At 68.0% G+C, this 16352-nt stretch carries 13 protein-coding genes and 1 pseudogene; 6 read left to right on the top strand and 8 right to left on the bottom strand.

The window, feature by feature from the left end:
* Positions 1–27: 27 nt before the first annotated feature.
* Positions 28–2808: a multiheme c-type cytochrome gene (locus tag ML01_RS20690; RefSeq protein ID WP_254045339.1), complete on the bottom strand. Its 2781-nt coding sequence runs from the start codon at positions 2806–2808 to the stop codon at positions 28–30.
* 90 nt (positions 2809–2898) lie between these two features.
* Between ML01_RS20690 and ML01_RS20695 the strand changes: the two genes are divergently transcribed.
* The 5 genes from ML01_RS20695 (at position 2899) to ML01_RS20715 (ending at position 6604) form a co-directional block, all read left to right on the top strand.
* On the top strand, positions 2899–3870 hold the full coding sequence (locus ML01_RS20695) for a transposase (protein ID WP_082674493.1): 972 nt from the start codon (positions 2899–2901) through the stop codon (positions 3868–3870).
* Positions 3753–4058 (top strand): transposase, encoded by a 306-nt coding sequence (locus tag ML01_RS20700; RefSeq protein WP_082674494.1) that lies wholly within the window; start codon positions 3753–3755, stop codon positions 4056–4058. The genes ML01_RS20695 and ML01_RS20700 overlap by 118 nt, the downstream gene beginning before the upstream one ends.
* Positions 4059–4476: 418 nt before the next feature.
* A complete protein-coding gene (locus tag ML01_RS20705; protein ID WP_058557291.1) occupies positions 4477–4734 on the top strand; it encodes a DUF4160 domain-containing protein in 258 nt (85 codons plus the stop codon).
* Positions 4731–4988, top strand: a complete 258-nt coding sequence (locus tag ML01_RS20710; RefSeq protein ID WP_058557292.1) for a DUF2442 domain-containing protein — start codon at positions 4731–4733, stop codon at positions 4986–4988. The genes ML01_RS20705 and ML01_RS20710 overlap by 4 nt, the downstream gene beginning before the upstream one ends.
* 797 nt (positions 4989–5785) lie before the next feature.
* On the top strand, positions 5786–6604 hold the full coding sequence (locus ML01_RS20715) for a DUF2887 domain-containing protein (RefSeq protein WP_371258229.1): 819 nt from the start codon (positions 5786–5788) through the stop codon (positions 6602–6604).
* A 1780-nt stretch (positions 6605–8384) separates the two neighbouring features.
* On the opposite strand, the gene sbcB is transcribed toward ML01_RS20715, so the two are convergent.
* From sbcB to ML01_RS20750, 7 genes are all read right to left on the bottom strand, one after another.
* A complete protein-coding gene (gene sbcB / locus ML01_RS20720; RefSeq protein WP_254045340.1) occupies positions 8385–9860 on the bottom strand; it encodes an exodeoxyribonuclease I in 1476 nt (491 codons plus the stop codon).
* A gap of 61 nt (positions 9861–9921) precedes the next feature.
* Positions 9922–10266, bottom strand: coding sequence for a 50S ribosomal protein L19 (rplS, locus tag ML01_RS20725; RefSeq protein ID WP_058557293.1), 345 nt, complete (start codon positions 10264–10266; stop codon positions 9922–9924).
* A complete protein-coding gene (trmD, locus tag ML01_RS20730; RefSeq protein WP_058557294.1) occupies positions 10263–11042 on the bottom strand; it encodes a tRNA (guanosine(37)-N1)-methyltransferase TrmD in 780 nt (259 codons plus the stop codon). Before trmD ends, rplS begins: the two co-directional genes overlap by 4 nt.
* A gap of 72 nt (positions 11043–11114) precedes the next feature.
* On the bottom strand, positions 11115–11627 hold the full coding sequence (rimM, locus tag ML01_RS20735) for a ribosome maturation factor RimM (RefSeq protein ID WP_058557303.1): 513 nt from the start codon (positions 11625–11627) through the stop codon (positions 11115–11117).
* Between the two features lie 73 nt (positions 11628–11700).
* Complete coding sequence (gene rpsP / locus ML01_RS20740) at positions 11701–11970, bottom strand: 30S ribosomal protein S16 (RefSeq protein WP_058557295.1); 270 nt, start codon at positions 11968–11970, stop codon at positions 11701–11703.
* A 262-nt stretch (positions 11971–12232) separates the two neighbouring features.
* Entirely contained in the window at positions 12233–13180 is a 948-nt protein-coding gene (locus ML01_RS20745) for an alpha-E domain-containing protein (RefSeq protein ID WP_058557296.1), read from the bottom strand.
* A gap of 177 nt (positions 13181–13357) precedes the next feature.
* Positions 13358–14863 carry a circularly permuted type 2 ATP-grasp protein gene (locus tag ML01_RS20750; protein WP_058557297.1) on the bottom strand — a complete coding sequence of 502 codons (1506 nt, stop codon included), beginning with the start codon at positions 14861–14863 and terminating at the stop codon, positions 13358–13360.
* Positions 14864–15593: 730 nt separating this feature from the next.
* On the opposite strand from ML01_RS20750, the pseudogene ML01_RS20755 reads away from it, so the two are divergent.
* Positions 15594–16352, top strand: a pseudogene (locus ML01_RS20755) (ISNCY family transposase); the annotation flags it as partial.

The raw sequence follows: 16352 nt of genomic DNA on the forward strand, positions 1-16352 counted from the left end.
ACCCATCGCAGCACGCCGAGCGCCGCGTCATTCCGCCGCATCGGCAACCTGCGCGCCCTCCTCCACCGGCTGCACGACGTAGATCGCCACCGGCTCCGCGGCATGATTCGCGGCCGGGTTCTCGGCGCGATGCAGACTGACCGCGCGCTCCACGGCGTTGTCGTCGGTGCGGTAGTGCTCGTGCAGCGCGCGGTGCCGACCCGCCGCGTCGGCGTCGCCGAGCTCGGCGAGCACCAGGCTCAGGTTGTGGTGCGCGGCGGCGTTCTCGGGATCGATGGCAAGCGCCTGCGTCAGCCGCGCGCGGGCCTGCTCCAGGTAGCCCGCGCGCGCCTCGCGGCGGGCGTCGCCGCGCTCGCGCCGGGCGCGCTCGTAGAGCGTGCGGCCGAGCTCCGTCAGCATCCGGTAATCGCGGCCGAAGTCGAAGCCACGCTCCCGGGCGGCGTTGAAACGCGTCTCGGCCAGCGCCGTCAGCGCATCGATGGCCCGGTCGAGATCGCCCTGATCCCGTGCGATGAGCCCCGTGTACCAGGCCACCACCCAGGGCGGTGCGCCCTGCTCCGCGGCGCGGGCCAGCGCGGCGGCGGCCTCGTCGAGCCGGCCCTCGCGATGCAGCACGCGGGCGAGGTTCAGCGCGCCGTCGCCGCCCTGCCCGGCTTGCAGGCGCTCCACCTCGCGGAAGGCCGCCTCCGCTTGGCGCGATTCGCCGCGCGGACCCTCTCGAAACAGGCCGATGCCGTAGTCGTTCCAGCGCTGCCAGGGCGGGATGTCGAGCGGGGTCGCGGCGGCCGGCGGCAGCGGCTCGCCGCCGGCGATGGGCAGCGCAAGCCGATCCGACGCCAGCGTGGTGATGGGCAGGTCGTTGTGCCGGAACCCGTCGCCCTGCATGAAGCGCACATAGCGGGTGTCGAACTTGCGGTAGTTGAGCCGCGCCTCCAGCGTGAGCGGCCCGGTGAGCCCGGGCGGCACGTCGAAGGCGTAGTGCACCACCGCCGCCGCACCGGGCGGGATCTGATGGTCGTAGAGCGCGACGACGATGTCCTGCGCGTTGCGCCGCGTGATGCGGCGGCCCACGCGGTCCAGCAGATAGGCATTGCCGAACCAGGCCCAGTCGTCCACGGCACCGTCCGGATGCAGGCCGCCGGAGCGGGCGATCACCCGGTCGCCCGCGCGCAGCGTCAGCGTGAGCCAGACCTCGTTGGAGTCCGCCGTGCCCTGGGTCAGCGCATGGCCCATGCCGGTGGTGCGGATGACCACCTCCAGCAGGTAGCGCCCGCCCGGCGTCAGCACCGGCAGGTCCGGGCGCAGCGGCGCGTGCAGCGTGCCCTCGATGCCGCCGCCCGCCTTGAGGCCGAAGATGTCCACGCGCGCCGCCTTGCGCATGGCATCCACCCTTGCGGCGTTCTCCGCAGCCGGGCGGCCGAGCAGCCTCGGCACGGCCGTGTTCGCGGCGGCGAACAGGTGATCGTGCACGGCAAGCCCGCCCGGCCCGTCCAGCCGCCGCGCCGCCGGGTCGGCGGACGCGACCTCCGGCATGTGGCAACCGTTGCAGCCGGTCTCGGCCCGGGCCGGATAGTAGAAGCTGTCCACCCGATGCCCGGACACGCCGCTCATCAAAAAGCTGTCGTAGTGGTTCTGCCCACGCAGCCAGCGATAGTGATTGAGCGCCGGCGGCAGGTGCACCTTGTGGCAGGCGGCACAGAACTCGGGCGACTGGTGCACGGGCGCGAGCAGCGTCGCCTTGTGAAACGCCGGCTTCGCACGGATGAGCTGTCGGTGCAGAAAGCGGCCCAGCGCACCGTCGCTGTCCGCAAACGGATAGCGCGGCGGCGGTGCCAGGCTGTAGTCGCCGTTGCCGACGGGGCTGTTCACGGCGGCGATGGCATGGCAGCCCAGGCAGGTGATGCCGGCACTGCCGGCCGGGTCCGTATCCGGGTCGTAGGCCGGGTCGTCGAAGCGGCCGGAGAACAGCGGCACCTGATCGTGGCAGACGGCGCAGAGCCGTGCGACGGTCACATCGCCGTCGCGCGCCAGGAGCACCGCACGGGTCTCGTCAACGGCGGCGCGATAGGCCGGGTTGTTGAAGGAGCTCATGCCGTGCATGGAGCCCGCGTGCTGCGCCGCGATGTCCGCATGACACTCGGCGCAGGTGTCGTCCTGCATCAGCCGCGCCGGATCGATAGGCGCCCCGCCCGGGGTCATAGCCAGCGCGGGCTCGAAGGCGCGCACCCAGTCAGGCTCCTGCAGCAGCTTCACGGCATGCAGCCCGAGCGCCAGCACCGCGAAGCCCGCCGCCGCCCCGGCCCAGGCGACGCCCGCGCGCCAGTCGAGCCGCGGCCCGGCCAGCCGATGCACCACGAACAGCCAGATCACCAGCACCGGCGCGAGCACATGCACCCAATAGGCCATATTGCGCAGAGCGGGGTCGTTGACCTCGAAAATCCCGAAGCGCGTCAACAAAACGCCGGACAAGAACATCGCCACCAGCGACAGGTACAGCGCCACGCCGGCACCGATCGCATAGCGATTCGGCCGCAGCCGCGCGCGGCGGAAATGCAGCGCCCCGAACGCGAGCGCCGGCACCATCAGCAGAAGCCCCAGCACCACGTGCCCGAGGAACAGCGTGAGATACAGCCGATCCTGCAGCACCGCCCCGCTCCATCGCTCCACCAGCGTCACCGCCAACAGATGCACCGAGCTCACCGCCATCAGCCCGCCGCCGAGCAGCACCAGCACAAGCAGCCGACGCAACGCGGGCGTCAGCACGGCGGAAACGGCGGAACGGGCGGATCGGGGGGCGCTATCGGCCATGGCGATCAGGACCGGCGAGTGGAACTACGGCGTTGACTGACGTTCACGGGGCTGGTGGCCGAGACGCGGCAAACTATAGCGCAGGCCCCGATGCCGATTGGAGCCAACCCGATGGAATGCGGGGTTTGCACGAACACGCCGCGGGATTTCCCTCATGCCGAGGGGCTTGTGGCTCGGCACGGCTCTGCGCGGCGCTGCCGCCTTGGACCGGGCGCTGGCGGCGGAGTCGGCGGACCTGGCGGCGAGGCGGGGGCTCGGGATCGGGCGGACACTCGACACCGCCGACACCAGCGCGCCGCCTGGGTCGATGCGCGAGAGCTGGAGCTGCTGCCGATCCAGTACTTCCATCTCGTCTTCACCCTGCCCGACGCCCTCGACCGCCTGGTGCAGTACCACCCGAGCGCGGTCTACGCGGCGCTCATGCGCGCCGCCGCCGAAACACTGCAGACCTTCGCCCGCAAGCGCTGGGATGGGGATCTCGGCATCGTCGCGGTGCTGCACACCTGGGGGCAGACCCTGCAACTGCATCCGCACGTGCATTGCCTGGTCACCGGCGGCGCGCTCAAGCGCGACGGCAGCGCCTTCGTCCGGGCACCGCAGAACTTCCGCTTCCCCACGCTCGCCCTCTCGCCGGTGTTCCGCGCCATCTTCCTGCGCGCCTTGGAGCACCTGCGCGCCGTCGGCACCCTCGCCGGCGGCCCGCCCGAGCTGGCCGACCACGGCGACTGGAAGCAACTGCTGATCCGCCTGCACCGCCACGACTGGGTCGTCCATGCCGAGGCCCCCTTCGACGCCCCGCAGCACCTCATCCGCTACCTCGGGCGCTACGTCAATCGCGTTGCCATCGCCAACCACCGCATCCTCGACCTCGACGACGGCCGGGTGACCTTCCGCTACCGCGACAACCGCTGCAAGGACCCGCACAGCCGGCGGCCGAGAGACGCATGCGCCTGCCCGGCGCGGAATTCCTGCGCCGCTTCCTGCAGCACGTGCTGCCGCCGGGCTTCCACCAAGTGCGCTACTACGGCCTGCTCGCCGGCGGCCGGCGCAAGGCCAACCTGACCCGCTGCCGCGCCCTGCTCGGGCTCGACGACCCGGAGCGGTCCTACATCGCCGACCTCGACGAGTGCCTCGCTAAACAGGGCATCGATCCGATGCTCTGCCCCGCCTGCGGGCAAGGCCGCCTGCGCACCGTCTGCGAATTCCTCTCCTGCCACGACCCACCGGCGGCGTTTGCCGCCGCCGCTTGAATGACCAGCCCGCACGCAGACCGCCGGCGACTTGCACGCCCTGCCCGCAGGGACAGCCGCCCCCTGCCCACGCGCAGAAATCCGCCACTGCACCCGCACCGACAGCCCCGCTCCGGCCCGCGCGTAGACCCGGCGACGCCCGCCCGACGGCCCGTAAGCCGGCCACAGGGCGACCTCCCGTCCCGCGATTCCACGCGCTCGTCGTTGACAACGGCCATCCATCAGGGGCAAATTCCATAGTCGGAAGGGGCGGATCGCGCCGAAGTTCAACAAGTGGATCAGCGCGGACGCCCGCGGATCGTCATGCACCGCAGCGCCAGCTCACGACGCCGGCGCAAGCGTGGCGGCGAGGCTCATCGTCTCCACCGCGGGCGCCGGCTATCCAAAACGTTAGGCGCCGATCGGAGGTTATATTCTCATGCCGACCATTCTGCTTCTTCTTGGTTGGCGACTGTTCTTCTACGCAAATGAAGGTAATGAGCCAATTCACGTCCACGCCAAAAAGGGCGACATGGAATGTAAATACTGGATTGACGTGAATTCATTTGATATTGCGCTCGCGTACTCATACAACATGTCTCCGCGCGCGAGAAAGGAAATAAGAAAGATCATTTTCACCCACTTCGACTACATCGTGGAACAATGGCAAGAGTTCCAAGCGAAGCGCTTACCATGAGCAAGCAACACGACATCACAGAAATCACTGTTTCTAAAGGCACGCTCGCCGCTGTGGTAGACGGAAGGTCCCTTTCCGTTGACCTGCGCACGCTGTCTCCCACTCTGGAGAGGGCGAGCGACGACGAACTTGCAATTTTCGAGGTATCGCCCTCGGGGTATGGGATTCACTGGCCCCGAGTCGATGAAGATATATCCATTGATGGCCTCTTGGGCGTTCGGCATGCGCCTTCCATGTTCAAAGAGAGCGCCTAACCAGGGGCACCTCAGGGACCAAGGCCATCGCATCAACCGGCACGAAGAGCGGAAATCGGGGGCGGACCACGTTTTCTCGTGTACGCTTTTGGTTGCCCTTCTTTTTCGCTCCCGCGACTTGTCCTTGCGAGTGAAGACTGATGGAATGGCCCAACGAGTAAGGTTAGATCGCGCGAGCGAAGTAAAAAAGGGGTAAAAATGGGGGGTAAAAATGGGGTAAAAATGGGGACAGACCACCTTTTTTGGGGGCGGGGGCAGAGCCCTTTTGACCGGTAGACCCTATCCAGGCGGCCCAAATCAGCATGCCCTGTCATCCGTCCCCGCTTCACCGCAACGGGGCGCATAGCGCCCTTCGAGGCACGACACCGCCGGAGCGGTGTCGCGAGCGCGGAAAAATGGGGACAGACCACCTTTTTAAAAAAATGGGGACAATAAAAAAATGGGGACAGACCACCTTTTTTGAATGGGAACGTAAAAATTGGGACAGACCACCTTTTTTGGGGGCGGGGGCAGAGCCCTTTTGACCGGTAGACCCTATCCAGGCGGCCCAAATCAGCATGCCCTGTCATCCGTCCCCGCTTCACCGCAACGGGGCGCATAGCGCCCTTCGAGGCACGACACCGCCGGAGCGGTGTCGCGAGCGGGCCTCGATAAAGGGCAAACATTGCAGGCGGAAGAGCTCCGCCAAGCTCCGCCAAAGCCTCGGGAGGCCATCGCCCGCCGTCGGCGCTTACAATCGCCATGGCAACCTCCGACCGACCTGGCCCATGAAGCCCGACTAAGCCATCTACAGTTACCTGCGCACGGGCGCCGAGGCGTTCCGCATCCTGACCGGGGGGCTGCGGCTGTCGGGTCCGTACCGGTTTCGCTCGATCACCTTCAAGGCCATCGAGCGCCGAGCGGACGGCGTCTGCGAGCCCGACGCGGGCAATCGCGGCGCGAGCTACGTCGTCGAATTCCAAGCCCAGCCCAAAGACACGGCCTGGTACAACCTGATGACCAAGGTCGGCCTGATCGGCGAGGAGCTCGGCGGCGGCGAGATCGTCGGCATCTTGGTCTTTCTGCACGAGGGCGATGATCCCCCGCACCCGACGGGTATCACGACGCCCGGCGCACCGTTCAGAGCGGTCTATCTCAACCGGATCCTGCCGGACCTGCTGGCGCAGGAGCCCGACAACCCCTATGTGGTCGTCTTCGCCCCGCTGGTCGTCGAGCGCGACGAGGCGCTGAGGGCGCAGGCACCGCGGCTCTGGCGGACGCTGCAATCCGCGGATATCCCGGAGCCCGATCGGCTCAATCTTGCCGAAGTCCTGGAATTTTGGTTCATGGAACGTTTCCGCGACCTGACCCCCGAGGAGGTCTTTGCGATGCTGCATCAGCTCACCCCGTTGGAAGAGACCCGCTCCTACAAGATCATCTTTGGCCGAGGCGAGAGCAAGGGCAAGGCCGAGGGCAAGGCCGACTCTCTGGAGCGACTCCTGCGCCACCGCTTCGGCCCCTTGCCGGACTGGGCGTCGGCGCGTATCGCCGCCGCCAACCTGTCACAGCTTGACGCTTGGCTGGACGCGGTCCTCGACATTGACGGCATCGAGGAACTGCTCGGCCCGGCACCCTAGGCCGCCTGCCGCCGAGCTGCGGCCGGCGCGGCGCCTGGTTGCACCCGCTGGGCGTATCCAGCCCCGGGCGCCGTCCTCGCCTCACCGCATCGGAGCGCAGAGCGCCCTTCGAGGCGCGAAACCGCTGGAGCGGTGTCACGAGTTGGCCTCGGGCTGATCCGTGTCGGCCGGGAGGCCGACACTCCGGCCAGCCGCGAGTATGGACCAAGTAACGGGGACAGACCACGTTTTTCACAGACCAAGCTCGCCAATAACGAGAAAGGGGTCTAATAACGAATAAGGGGTCTAACGAATAAGGGGTCAGCGAATAAGGGGTCAGCGAATAAGAGCGAATAAGGGGTCAGCGAATAAGGGGTCAGAGCCCTTTTACCCGGGAGACCCCATCCGTGCGGCCCAAATCAGCATGCCCTGTCCTCCGTCCTCGCCTCACCGCACCAGGGCGCAGAGCGCCCGCAGACGCGCGGCACCGCTGAAGCGGTGTCGCGAGCGGGCCTCGATCATCGTGCCGGCCACATCGCCTGCCGCACGCAAGCGGTTCGCACAGCGGACACTACTGCGCTGGGATCGCCGGCTTTCCAGCCGGCTCGCCGCCAGCGCGGCTCGATGCCGCGTCGGCGGCGTCCTGGCCGATCAGAGAGCACATGCGCGCTCGTCCGGCCGGCCGCGCGGCATGGGCAACCGCCCGGCTCCCGCGCCGCAGATCGCGCGCCGGGGGCATCGAGCCCCCGGCACGCGAAGCCGGCTGAAAGCCGGCGCTCCCAGTCGGCGCCGGCGCGGTCTCGAGCCCGCTTGTCGGGCATACCTCAGTTTGAGAGTTTGCAGATGAGTCAAGTGTACGACCACACCTGGGGGAAGGGCCGAGGGCCGAGGGCCGCGGGCCGAGGGAGCCATCCTCGGCCCTCGGCCCTACAGCCGCCGGGCAAGAAACGGGGACATGGCAAGAAACGGGGACAGACCAGAATGGCGCTAACTTAAGCCGCTTGTCCATACCAATCAGATATTTGCGGGGCAGGAAACTCGATCGGGAAACCGCCCTCGGCGCCGTTTCCGCCCGACTCCTCTCCCTGAGCGCCCTACAATCTCGCGGTTTCGCGACGCGGGATGGGCATAAGTTACTGATTCTTAGAAAGTCGGCTCTTTAAGTTAGCGCCATTCGGGACAGACCACGTTTTTCACACATGGCAAGAAACGGGGACAGACCAGGCAAGAAACGGGGACGGCAAGAAACGGGGACACGGCAAGAAACGGGGACAGACCACGTTTTTCACACAAGAAACGCGGCAAGAAACGGGGACAGACCACGTTTTTCACAGACCAAGCTCGCCAGTAACGAGAAAGGGGTCTAATAACGAATAAGGGGTCAGAGACGAATGGCGCTAACTTAAGCCGTTTGCCTATACCAATCAGATACTTGCGGGGCAGGAAACTCTAGCGTCAGACCGCCCCCGGCGCCGTATTTGCCCGATTCCACCACCTGAGCGTCCTGCGATCTCGCGGTTTCGCGACGCAGGACGGCCCTAAGGTACTGATTCTGAAAAAGTTAGCTGTCAAGTTAGCGCCATTCGGGTCAGAGCCCTTTTAACCGGGAGACCCCATCCGTGCGGCCCAAATCAGCATGCCCTGTCCTCCGTCCTCGCCTCACCGCACCAGGGCGCAGAGCGCCCGCAAACGCGCGACATCGTTGAAGCGGTGTCGCGAGCGGGCCTCGATAAGAATCAAATATGTCGGGCGGAAGATCTCAATCTGGAACGTTCTGAGTGATGCGCCCCTGGCCACGGCCTCAAAGGCCGGCGTCCATTACCCGCTCGCCCCACGCGCCAAGCGCCGTCAACAACCGCAGGCGCTCTGGATCGCCCGCGTGCTCGGCGGCGAGCTCGGTGAGGCGGGCCTCGAAGGCGTCGACGGTGAGGGAGGCGCCGCGCTCGGGGTCCGTCAGGCGCTCGAAGCGCCAGGCGTCCCAGTCCTCGCGCTCGGCCTCGGTGAGGGTGTCGGGCCAGTTGCGGGCGCGCATGCGAAAGAGCAGCGTCGGCAGCCGGGCGTCTTGGAAGCGCGGCTGCTCGGCGGCCAGCGCCTGGGGCGTGAGCCCGTGCAGCCGGGCCATGGTGCGGATGTCAGCATCGGTGAAGAAGCCGCCGCCGTAGAGCATGCGCTCGGGGTCCGGCGGGGCACCGCCCGCTTCGGGCTCGCGGCGGTGCACGTCGCGGACTTTGGCGGCGATGGCCGCACCATGGTGGCGGACGAAGGCGGCGCGCTCTACCACCCGGGCCGGGTCGATGGACCAGCGTTCGGCGGCCGTCGGTGTCAGCGTCTTCAGCGGGGCCAGCATGGGCACGGCGTTGGTCTTGAGGCCTTTGAGCGGGATGCGCTCCACGCCCTCGGGCAGGTCTTGGCTGGCGACGAACACGCGCGCACGGATGTCCTCTGCGGGCAGGTCGAGCAGCACCGCCGGGTCCGCGCGCAGGTCGAAGCACCAGCGCTGCTTGGGGTTGTCCTCGGCGGTGCCGACGATGGCCACGGGGGCGATACAGCCCTGCGCCGCCGGGAAGCGCTGCGAGACGTGCAGCAATGGCTCGCCGCGGTCGATGAGGTTCTCGACCGTTTGGCGCGAGCGCAGCGTCAGTGCGTACTGAAAGAGCTTCGGCTGCGCGCGCCTCAGCAGGCGGGCCAGCGCGATGGTGGCGCGCACGTCCGCGAGGGCATCGTGGGCCGCGGCGTGCGGGATGCCGTTGGCGGCCGTCAGGTGCTCCAGGCGAAACGACGTGACGCCGGGCTCGCGCTCCGGCCACAGGATGCCGTCCGGGCGCAGTGCGTGGGCGAGGCGCAGCACATTGATGAGGTCCCAGCGCGAATTGCCATTCTCGTAGGTGTGCGCGTAGGGCGGCAGCAGGTTGCGGTACAGGAGATACCGCGTGACCTCGTCGTCGAAGCGCAGGCTGTTGTAGCCGACGCCGCAGGTGCCGGGGGCCGCGAGCTGTTCGCGAATGGCGCGGGCAAATTCCGCCTCCGGCACCCCCTCACGCTCGGCGCGCTGCGGCGTAATGCCGGTGACCAGACAGGCGTCCGGCTGCGGCAGCAGGTCATCGGCGGGCCGCGCGAAGACGACCAGCGGCGCGCCGACCTCGTTGAGATCGGCGTCGGTGCGCAGTCCGGCGAATTGGCACGGCCGATCGAGGCCGGGGCTGCTGCCCCAGGTCTCGTAATCGTGCCAATAGAAGCTGGCGGGCAAGGTGCTGGCGGGCAAGGTGCTGGCGGGCAAGGTGTCTGTGCCGGGCGGGCGAAGCCGCGCTTCGGGCCGCGCGGCGCCGTCCGCCTGTCCGTCAGAGCTTTTCCTTGATGCGCGCGGCCTTGCCGCTGCGCCCGCGCAGGTAGTAGAGCTTGGCGCGGCGCACGTCGCCGCGGCGCTTGACCGCGATCTCGGCCACCGCCGGGCTGTAGGTCTGGAACACGCGCTCGACCCCCTCGCCATGGGACATCTTGCGCACGGTAAACGCGGAGTTGAGGCCGCGGTTGCGCTTGGCGATGCAGACGCCTTCAAAGGCCTGCAGGCGCTCGCGCTCGCCCTCCTTGACCCGCACCTGCACCACGACGGTGTCGCCGGGGCCGAAGTCCGGCACCGTCTTGCCCATCTGTTCCTGCTCGAGTTCTTCGATGATGTTGCTCATGTCTCGTTCCGCTCCTGTTCTGCTGCGGTGCCGGCACGGCCCCGCATGAATTCGTCCAGCAATGCCCGGTCGTCCTCGCCGAGGCCCCGCGCGCGCAGCAGGTCCGGGCGGCGCTGCCAAGTGCGCACCAGGGCCTGCTGCCGCCGCCAGCGCGCAATGGCGGCATGGTCACCGGAGAGCAGCACCGGCGGCACCGAGCGGCCGTCGATCAGCTCCGGTCGCGTGTAGTGCGGGCAGTCCAGCAGGCCGTCGCCGTGGGAGTCCTGCGCGGCCGAATCCGCGTGGCCGAGCGCCCCGGGCAAGAGCCGGATGACCGCGTCCATAACGACCATGGCCGCGAGCTCACCGCCGCTCAGCACATAGTCGCCAATGGACCATTCCTCGTCGACGTGCGCCTCCAGCAGGCGCTCGTCGACCCCTTCGTAACGCCCCGCCACCAGCACCCAGCCCGGGGCCGCGGCAATGCGCTGCATGTCCGCCTGCGCGAGCCGCCGCCCCTGCGGGCTCAGGTACGCGACGCGGCTGTCATGGCCCGCCACGGCGGCGGCGTGCTTGGCGGCGGCGATGGCCTCGCGCAGCGGCGCGACCTTCATCACCATGCCGGGGCCGCCGCCATAGGGCCGGTCGTCCACGGTGCGCTGTGCATCCGTCGCGAAGTCCCGCGGGTTCCAGGTCGTGAGGCTCGCGAGACCGCGCTTCAGCGCCCGGGCCACCACGCCTTCATCGCTGAGGATCCGAAACTGCTCCGGAAACAGGGTGACGACGTCGAAGCGCATCTCGGCTCCCGGCGGCTTGCCGCCTCGTGCTGGCGAGCGCCGGCGTGGCCCGACACCGCGCCGCCGGCAGCGCTAGAAGTCCGGGTCCCAGTCCACGACGATGCGCCGCTGCGCGAAATCGATGTCCTGCACCACCTGACCCCAAAGGAAGGGCACCAGCCGCTCCCGCTCCCCGGCGACGACGATCACATCGTTGGCCCCGGTGGCGAACAGGTGGCTCACGGTGCCAAGGGCGACGCCGTCCGGCGTCGCAACGGCAAGCCCTTCCAGGTCCGCCCAATAAAACTCATCCGGCCGCGGCGGCGGCAACTGCCGGCGGCGGACGGCGATGATCTTGCCCGTCAGCGCGGCGGCGGCGTCGCGCTCATCGCAGCCGACGAGCCGCGCCACCAGCGCCTTGCCTTGGCGCCGGCCTTCGGCGACCACCATCTCGACGTCGCCGACCAGCCAGGGCCGGTAGCGCAGAATGTTCTCCGGCGGCTCGGTGTCCGAACCGATGCGGACCCAGCCGCGCACGCCGTGCGGCCCACCGATGCGGCCAAGCTCGATGCGCCGGTCGGCTTGGCCGCCTGCATCAGGCCCCAGCGCCGCATCCGCCGCCGGGCTGGATTGCTCCGTGGCCACGCCGCGGAGTCCTAGGCCGCTTGCCGTTGGGGCGTCAAGCCTCCAGCGGCGACGCTGCGGCCTGCTTGGCGGCCTCTTTCAGCAGCTTCGCGACGCGCTCGGTGGGCTGGGCACCCTGGCTCAGCCAGTGCTCGGCGCGGGCGCGGTCGACGCGCAGGCGCTCGGATGAACCGCGGGCGCAGGGGTCGAAGAAGCCGATGCGCTCGATGCTGCGACCGTCGCGGGAGCGGCGGATGTCCGCCACGACGATTTGATAAAACGGCTGCTTCTTGGCGCCGCCGCGGGAAAGACGAATCTTGACCATCTGAGGTTCCGGGTTCCGTGATGAGGGCTGTTCGGCTGCGGTTTTGTCCGCTTGGAGCGCTTCGCCTAGGCCGGCTTGGGAAGCGGGACGGGCAGCGGTGCGACACCGCCCCGACCGGGCTTGGCCTGGCGCAGGAAAACCCGCAATCATACACGAACATCCGGAAACTGGAAGGGCCAATGAAGGCATTCGCGACCGATCCGATCTCCGGCCCCGTCGGCCACGCGCCATATCCGTCGCCGGGCGCGGCGAGCGGGTGCAGTCAAGCCGCCTCTTCCGTCACGAGCGGCGGCGGGAACCAGGTGGCGGCGATCTCACTGTGCAGATTGGCGATGCCGAGCTGGACGTCGTCTACAAAGTCATGCAGCTCGAACTGGCTCAGTGCCGGCAGGTCCGCGTGGTCCAGCAGCCGCGCGATGCGCCCCATCTCGCGCAGCGAGGACTCGTTGCGAGGCAGCCGCTCCAGACCGCTGCGGGCGTGCTCCATGCACCAGCGCACGGAGCGCGGGAACAGCGGGCTCTTGAAGATGAAGCGCAGCACCGGACCGCGCTGCACGCGGATCTGCTCGCTGCGCCGGTACATCTGGTAGGCCGTCATGGACTTGAGCACGCTGACCCACTGGATGTTGTCGTAGGGCCGGCCGCCGTCGGCGTCCGGCAGCAGGTTGGCGGACTGCACGTCGGCGATGCGCGTGGTCATGTCCGCGCGCTCCAGGTAGCGACCCAGGCGCAGAAACTCAAAGCCCTGGTCGTGCAGCATGGTCCCGTCCAGGAGCCCGGCGAGGGTCTGGCAGCGCAGCACCAGCTCGCGCAGGTAGGGGTGGCGGCCGGTCTTGGCCAGGCCCTTCGTGAGCTCGCCGGACGCGAACAGGTGCAGGCCGTTGATCTGCTCCCAGAACTCCCGCGGCACGATGTCGCGGATGGTGCGGCAGTTCTCCCGCGCCGCCGCCAGCGCGGTGATGATGCTGCCGGAATGGCGCTCGTCGCCGAGCAGGAAGCGCACCACTTGGCGCTCGCCGTAGTCCTTGTAGTGCTCCTCGAACAGCGTGTTCGCGCCGGTGATGTCCACCAGCGGCCGCCAGCCCGGCGCGACGCCCTTCGGCAGGTCCAGCAGCAGGTTGGCGTTGACGGTGACGATGCGCGCGGTGTTCTCGGCCCGCTCCACATAGCGGGCCAGCCAGTAGAGGTTCTCGGCGACTCGGGAGAGCATTCGGGGCTCCTATGCGGATGTTTGATGAGGCGGCGACGTGTCAGACCGAGCGGGGCGTGAGCCGAAGGGCCGACGGGCCGAGGGCCAGGGTCGGAGGGCCGAGGCAGCGTCCTCGGCCCTCGGCCCTTGGCCCTCGGGGTTCGATGCCCGCCCTTGTCGGTCCGAGACCCCCTGTCGCTATCCCTGCGCCTGCGACTGCTGCGCCTGCGCCGCTTCCACCCGGGGCTGCTCGCCGGCACCCTCCGGGATAATCCAGGTGTCCTTGCTGCCGCCGCCCTGGGAGGAGTTGACCACCAGCGAGCCCTTGCGCAGCGCCACCCGCGTGAGGCCGCCCATGGTGACGCTCTGCCGGTCCGCGGTCAGGATGAAGGGCCGCAGGTCCACGTGGCGCGGCTCCAGCGCGCGCTTGATCACCGTCGGCACCGTGGAGATGCCGAGCGTCGGCTGCCCGATGTAGTTGCGCGGGTCCTTCTTGATGAGCTGTACGAACCGGTTGCGCTCGGCCTGCGTCGCCGCCGGCCCGACGATCATGCCGTAGCCGCCGGACTCGTTGGCCGGCTTCACCACCAGCTCGGCGATGTGCTCGGTGACGTACGCCAGCGCATCGGGCTCCATGCAGCGGTAGGTGGGCACGTTCGGGATGATCGCGTCCTGATCCAAGTAGTACTTAATGATCTCGGGCACGAAGGCGTAGACCACCTTGTCGTCGGCGACGCCGGCGCCGGGGGCATTGGCCAGCGCGACGTTGCCGGCCTTCCAGGCCCGCAGCAGGCCCGGCACGCCGAGGATGGAGTCCGGGACAAAGGCCTCCGGGTCCAGGAACAGATCGTCGATGCGCCGATAGATCACATCCACCCGTGCCGGTCCATCCACGGTGCGCATGTAGCAGCAGTCGTCGCTGTCCACGAACAGATCCCGGCCCTCCACCAGCTCCGCGCCCATCTGCTGCGCGAGGTAGGAGTGCTCGAAGTAGGCCGAGTTGTAGATGCCCGGCGTCAGCACGACCACCTCCGGGTACTCCGCGGGTCGCGGCGAGATGGCCGCCAACGTGTCGAACAACTGGCTCGGATAGTCGTCCACCGGCAGCGGCGCATAGTGCTCGAACAGCTCCGGCAGCACGCGCTTGGTGACCAGCCGGTTCTCCAGCATGTACGACACGCCGGAAGGCACGCGCAGGTTGTCCTCCAGCACGTACAGCGTGCCGTCGCGGTCGCGCACCAGGTCCGAGCCGCAGATGTGCGCCCAGATGCCGAGCGGCGGGTCCACACCGACGCACTGCGGACGGAAGTTGACGGACTTCGCCAGCACCTCCTGCGGGAACACCTTGTCCTTGATGATGCGCTGCTCGTGGTAGAGGTCGTCGATGAACAGGTTCAGCGCCTGCACGCGCTGCTTGAGGCCGGACTCGACGCGCCGCCACTCCGCCTCCGGGATCACGCGCGGGATCACGTCGAAGGGCCAGGCACGATCGATCATGCCGCCCTCCTCCGAGTACACCGTGAAGGTGATGCCCATCTCCTTGATGGACGCCTCCGCCGCCTCCTGGCGCGCCGCAAGCTCGTCCGGCCCCAACGCGTCGATATCCGCCGCCAGCGCCTCGCAGCCGGCCCGCGGCAAGGCGGGGCCGACCATCAGCTCGTCGTAAAAGCCTTCGCAGGAATACTCGCCCCAAGCTCGTTGCATCTTTGACAGCCGCCCGTTTGCTGATTGCCTCGCCAAGGTCCGCGACGCCCCGCCCTGCCCCACCCCGACAGCGCCGGTGGGGCGGCCGGCAGCCGAGTCGCGCCGTCGGGCATTGTGCAGCCCGAGCACGGCATTGCTCAATTGCTAACTTGCGCTGGCGGGCGGCCGGCGCGCCATCCTGAGGTCCGCGGCCGACGAAAAACCCGGCGGTTGCGGATTATCAAGTACCCACACGCGCCTCGGTGCTAATTTGGCCCGCGGAACCATCCACTCCTCCTTTCGCCGCGCCGGCTTGCCGGGGCGGCGTTTCTTTTTGGCGCTCGGCGCAGCCAGGCCCTGCAACCTGCTCGCGAGCCCGACGCCGCCGACCCGCCACGGCCCGGCCGCGCAGTCCGCGCCCGCCCGGCCTCTCGCTGGCCCCAGCGAACCGTTCGTCCGAAGTACGGCGCACCGCAGGTAAAAACCCCTGAGCCAAACTCCGTGATACCCCCATGCCTTGCTATAGTTAGTGCCTGACCGAGAAAGCGCTTTATCTCATCGTTACAAGGGTTTAGAATCTGGCCCCATGGTCGAAGCGGCGGGGCTGCCCGGCGCCGTCATGGCGAGCTGTGCGGCACGGCGGCTCGCAACTTGTTGATTTTAGGGCGCGTCGAATTGCGGTCGGGTGTTCATTCGACATCCACTACGCAACCGGCGGAATATGGACGCATAAACTTCGTCATTCAATCTTATGCGACAGATCATCGACCCGCAGCTGAAGTTCGGCGAGCAAGATATCTCGCGGATCGTGCTCGACGCCCGCTCGCGCGACGACATTCCGCGGATTCTGCGCGGTCTGCAATACATCTACGTCACGCCCGAGGTGCGCGAGCAGGTGTTTGCGATCCTCGCCGCGGTGCTGCCGCGCAGCGCCGATGGGCAGAGCGCCGTGAACCCCGACACGGGGCGGCCCGGCATGGAGCAATGGAAGATCCTGGTCTTGGGCGTGCTGCGACTGGGTCTGAACGCCGACTACGATCGGATTCAGGAACTGGCCAACCAGCATGCCACGATCCGCCAGATGCTCGGCCACGGCGACTGGGCAGACGACACGCATTACGGCCTGCAAACGCTCAAGGACAATCTGCGCCTGTTCGCCCCGGATATCCTCGATCGCATCAACCAAGTCGTCGTCGCTGCCGGCCATGCCCTGGTAAAAAAAGTCCCGACGAAGCGCTCAACGTCCGCGCTGACTCTTTCGTCGTCGAAACCGATGTCCACTATCCCACCGACACCAACCTGTTGCTCGACGCAGTCCGCAAGGTCATCGACACCTGCGCGCAACTGTGTGAGGCGCAGGACTTGAGCGACTGGCGGCAAGCGGCCTACAACCGGCGCTGCTTCAATCGCGCGTATCGCCGCACGCAGCAGAGCAAGCGCTCGCGCGCGAAGTCCGCGGACAAGCGCGCTGCACGCGAGGCGCAGATCCAAGCGACCTACCGCGCGTACC

Source organism: Thiohalocapsa sp. ML1 (assembly GCF_001469165.1).
GTDB lineage: Bacteria > Pseudomonadota > Gammaproteobacteria > Chromatiales > Chromatiaceae > Thiohalocapsa.

Bases quoted from the DNA above. Each gene is read 5' to 3' on its own strand.
- ML01_RS20750 (WP_058557297.1), bottom strand. From the start codon at position 14,863: ATGCAACGAGCTTGGGGCGAGTATTCCTGCGAAGGCTTTTACGACGAG.
- rpsP (WP_058557295.1), bottom strand. From the start codon at position 11,970: ATGGTCAAGATTCGTCTTTCCCGCGGCGGCGCCAAGAAGCAGCCGTTT.
- ML01_RS20745 (WP_058557296.1), bottom strand. From the start codon at position 13,180: ATGCTCTCCCGAGTCGCCGAGAACCTCTACTGGCTGGCCCGCTATGTG.
- ML01_RS20700 (WP_082674494.1), top strand. From the start codon at position 3,753: ATGCGCCTGCCCGGCGCGGAATTCCTGCGCCGCTTCCTGCAGCACGTG.
- rplS (WP_058557293.1), bottom strand. From the start codon at position 10,266: ATGAGCAACATCATCGAAGAACTCGAGCAGGAACAGATGGGCAAGACG.
- ML01_RS20710 (WP_058557292.1), top strand. From the start codon at position 4,731: ATGAGCAAGCAACACGACATCACAGAAATCACTGTTTCTAAAGGCACG.
- ML01_RS20705 (WP_058557291.1), top strand. From the start codon at position 4,477: ATGCCGACCATTCTGCTTCTTCTTGGTTGGCGACTGTTCTTCTACGCA.
- ML01_RS20695 (WP_082674493.1), top strand. From the start codon at position 2,899: ATGCCGATTGGAGCCAACCCGATGGAATGCGGGGTTTGCACGAACACG.
- ML01_RS20690 (WP_254045339.1), bottom strand. From the start codon at position 2,808: ATGGCCGATAGCGCCCCCCGATCCGCCCGTTCCGCCGTTTCCGCCGTG.
- trmD (WP_058557294.1), bottom strand. From the start codon at position 11,042: ATGCGCTTCGACGTCGTCACCCTGTTTCCGGAGCAGTTTCGGATCCTC.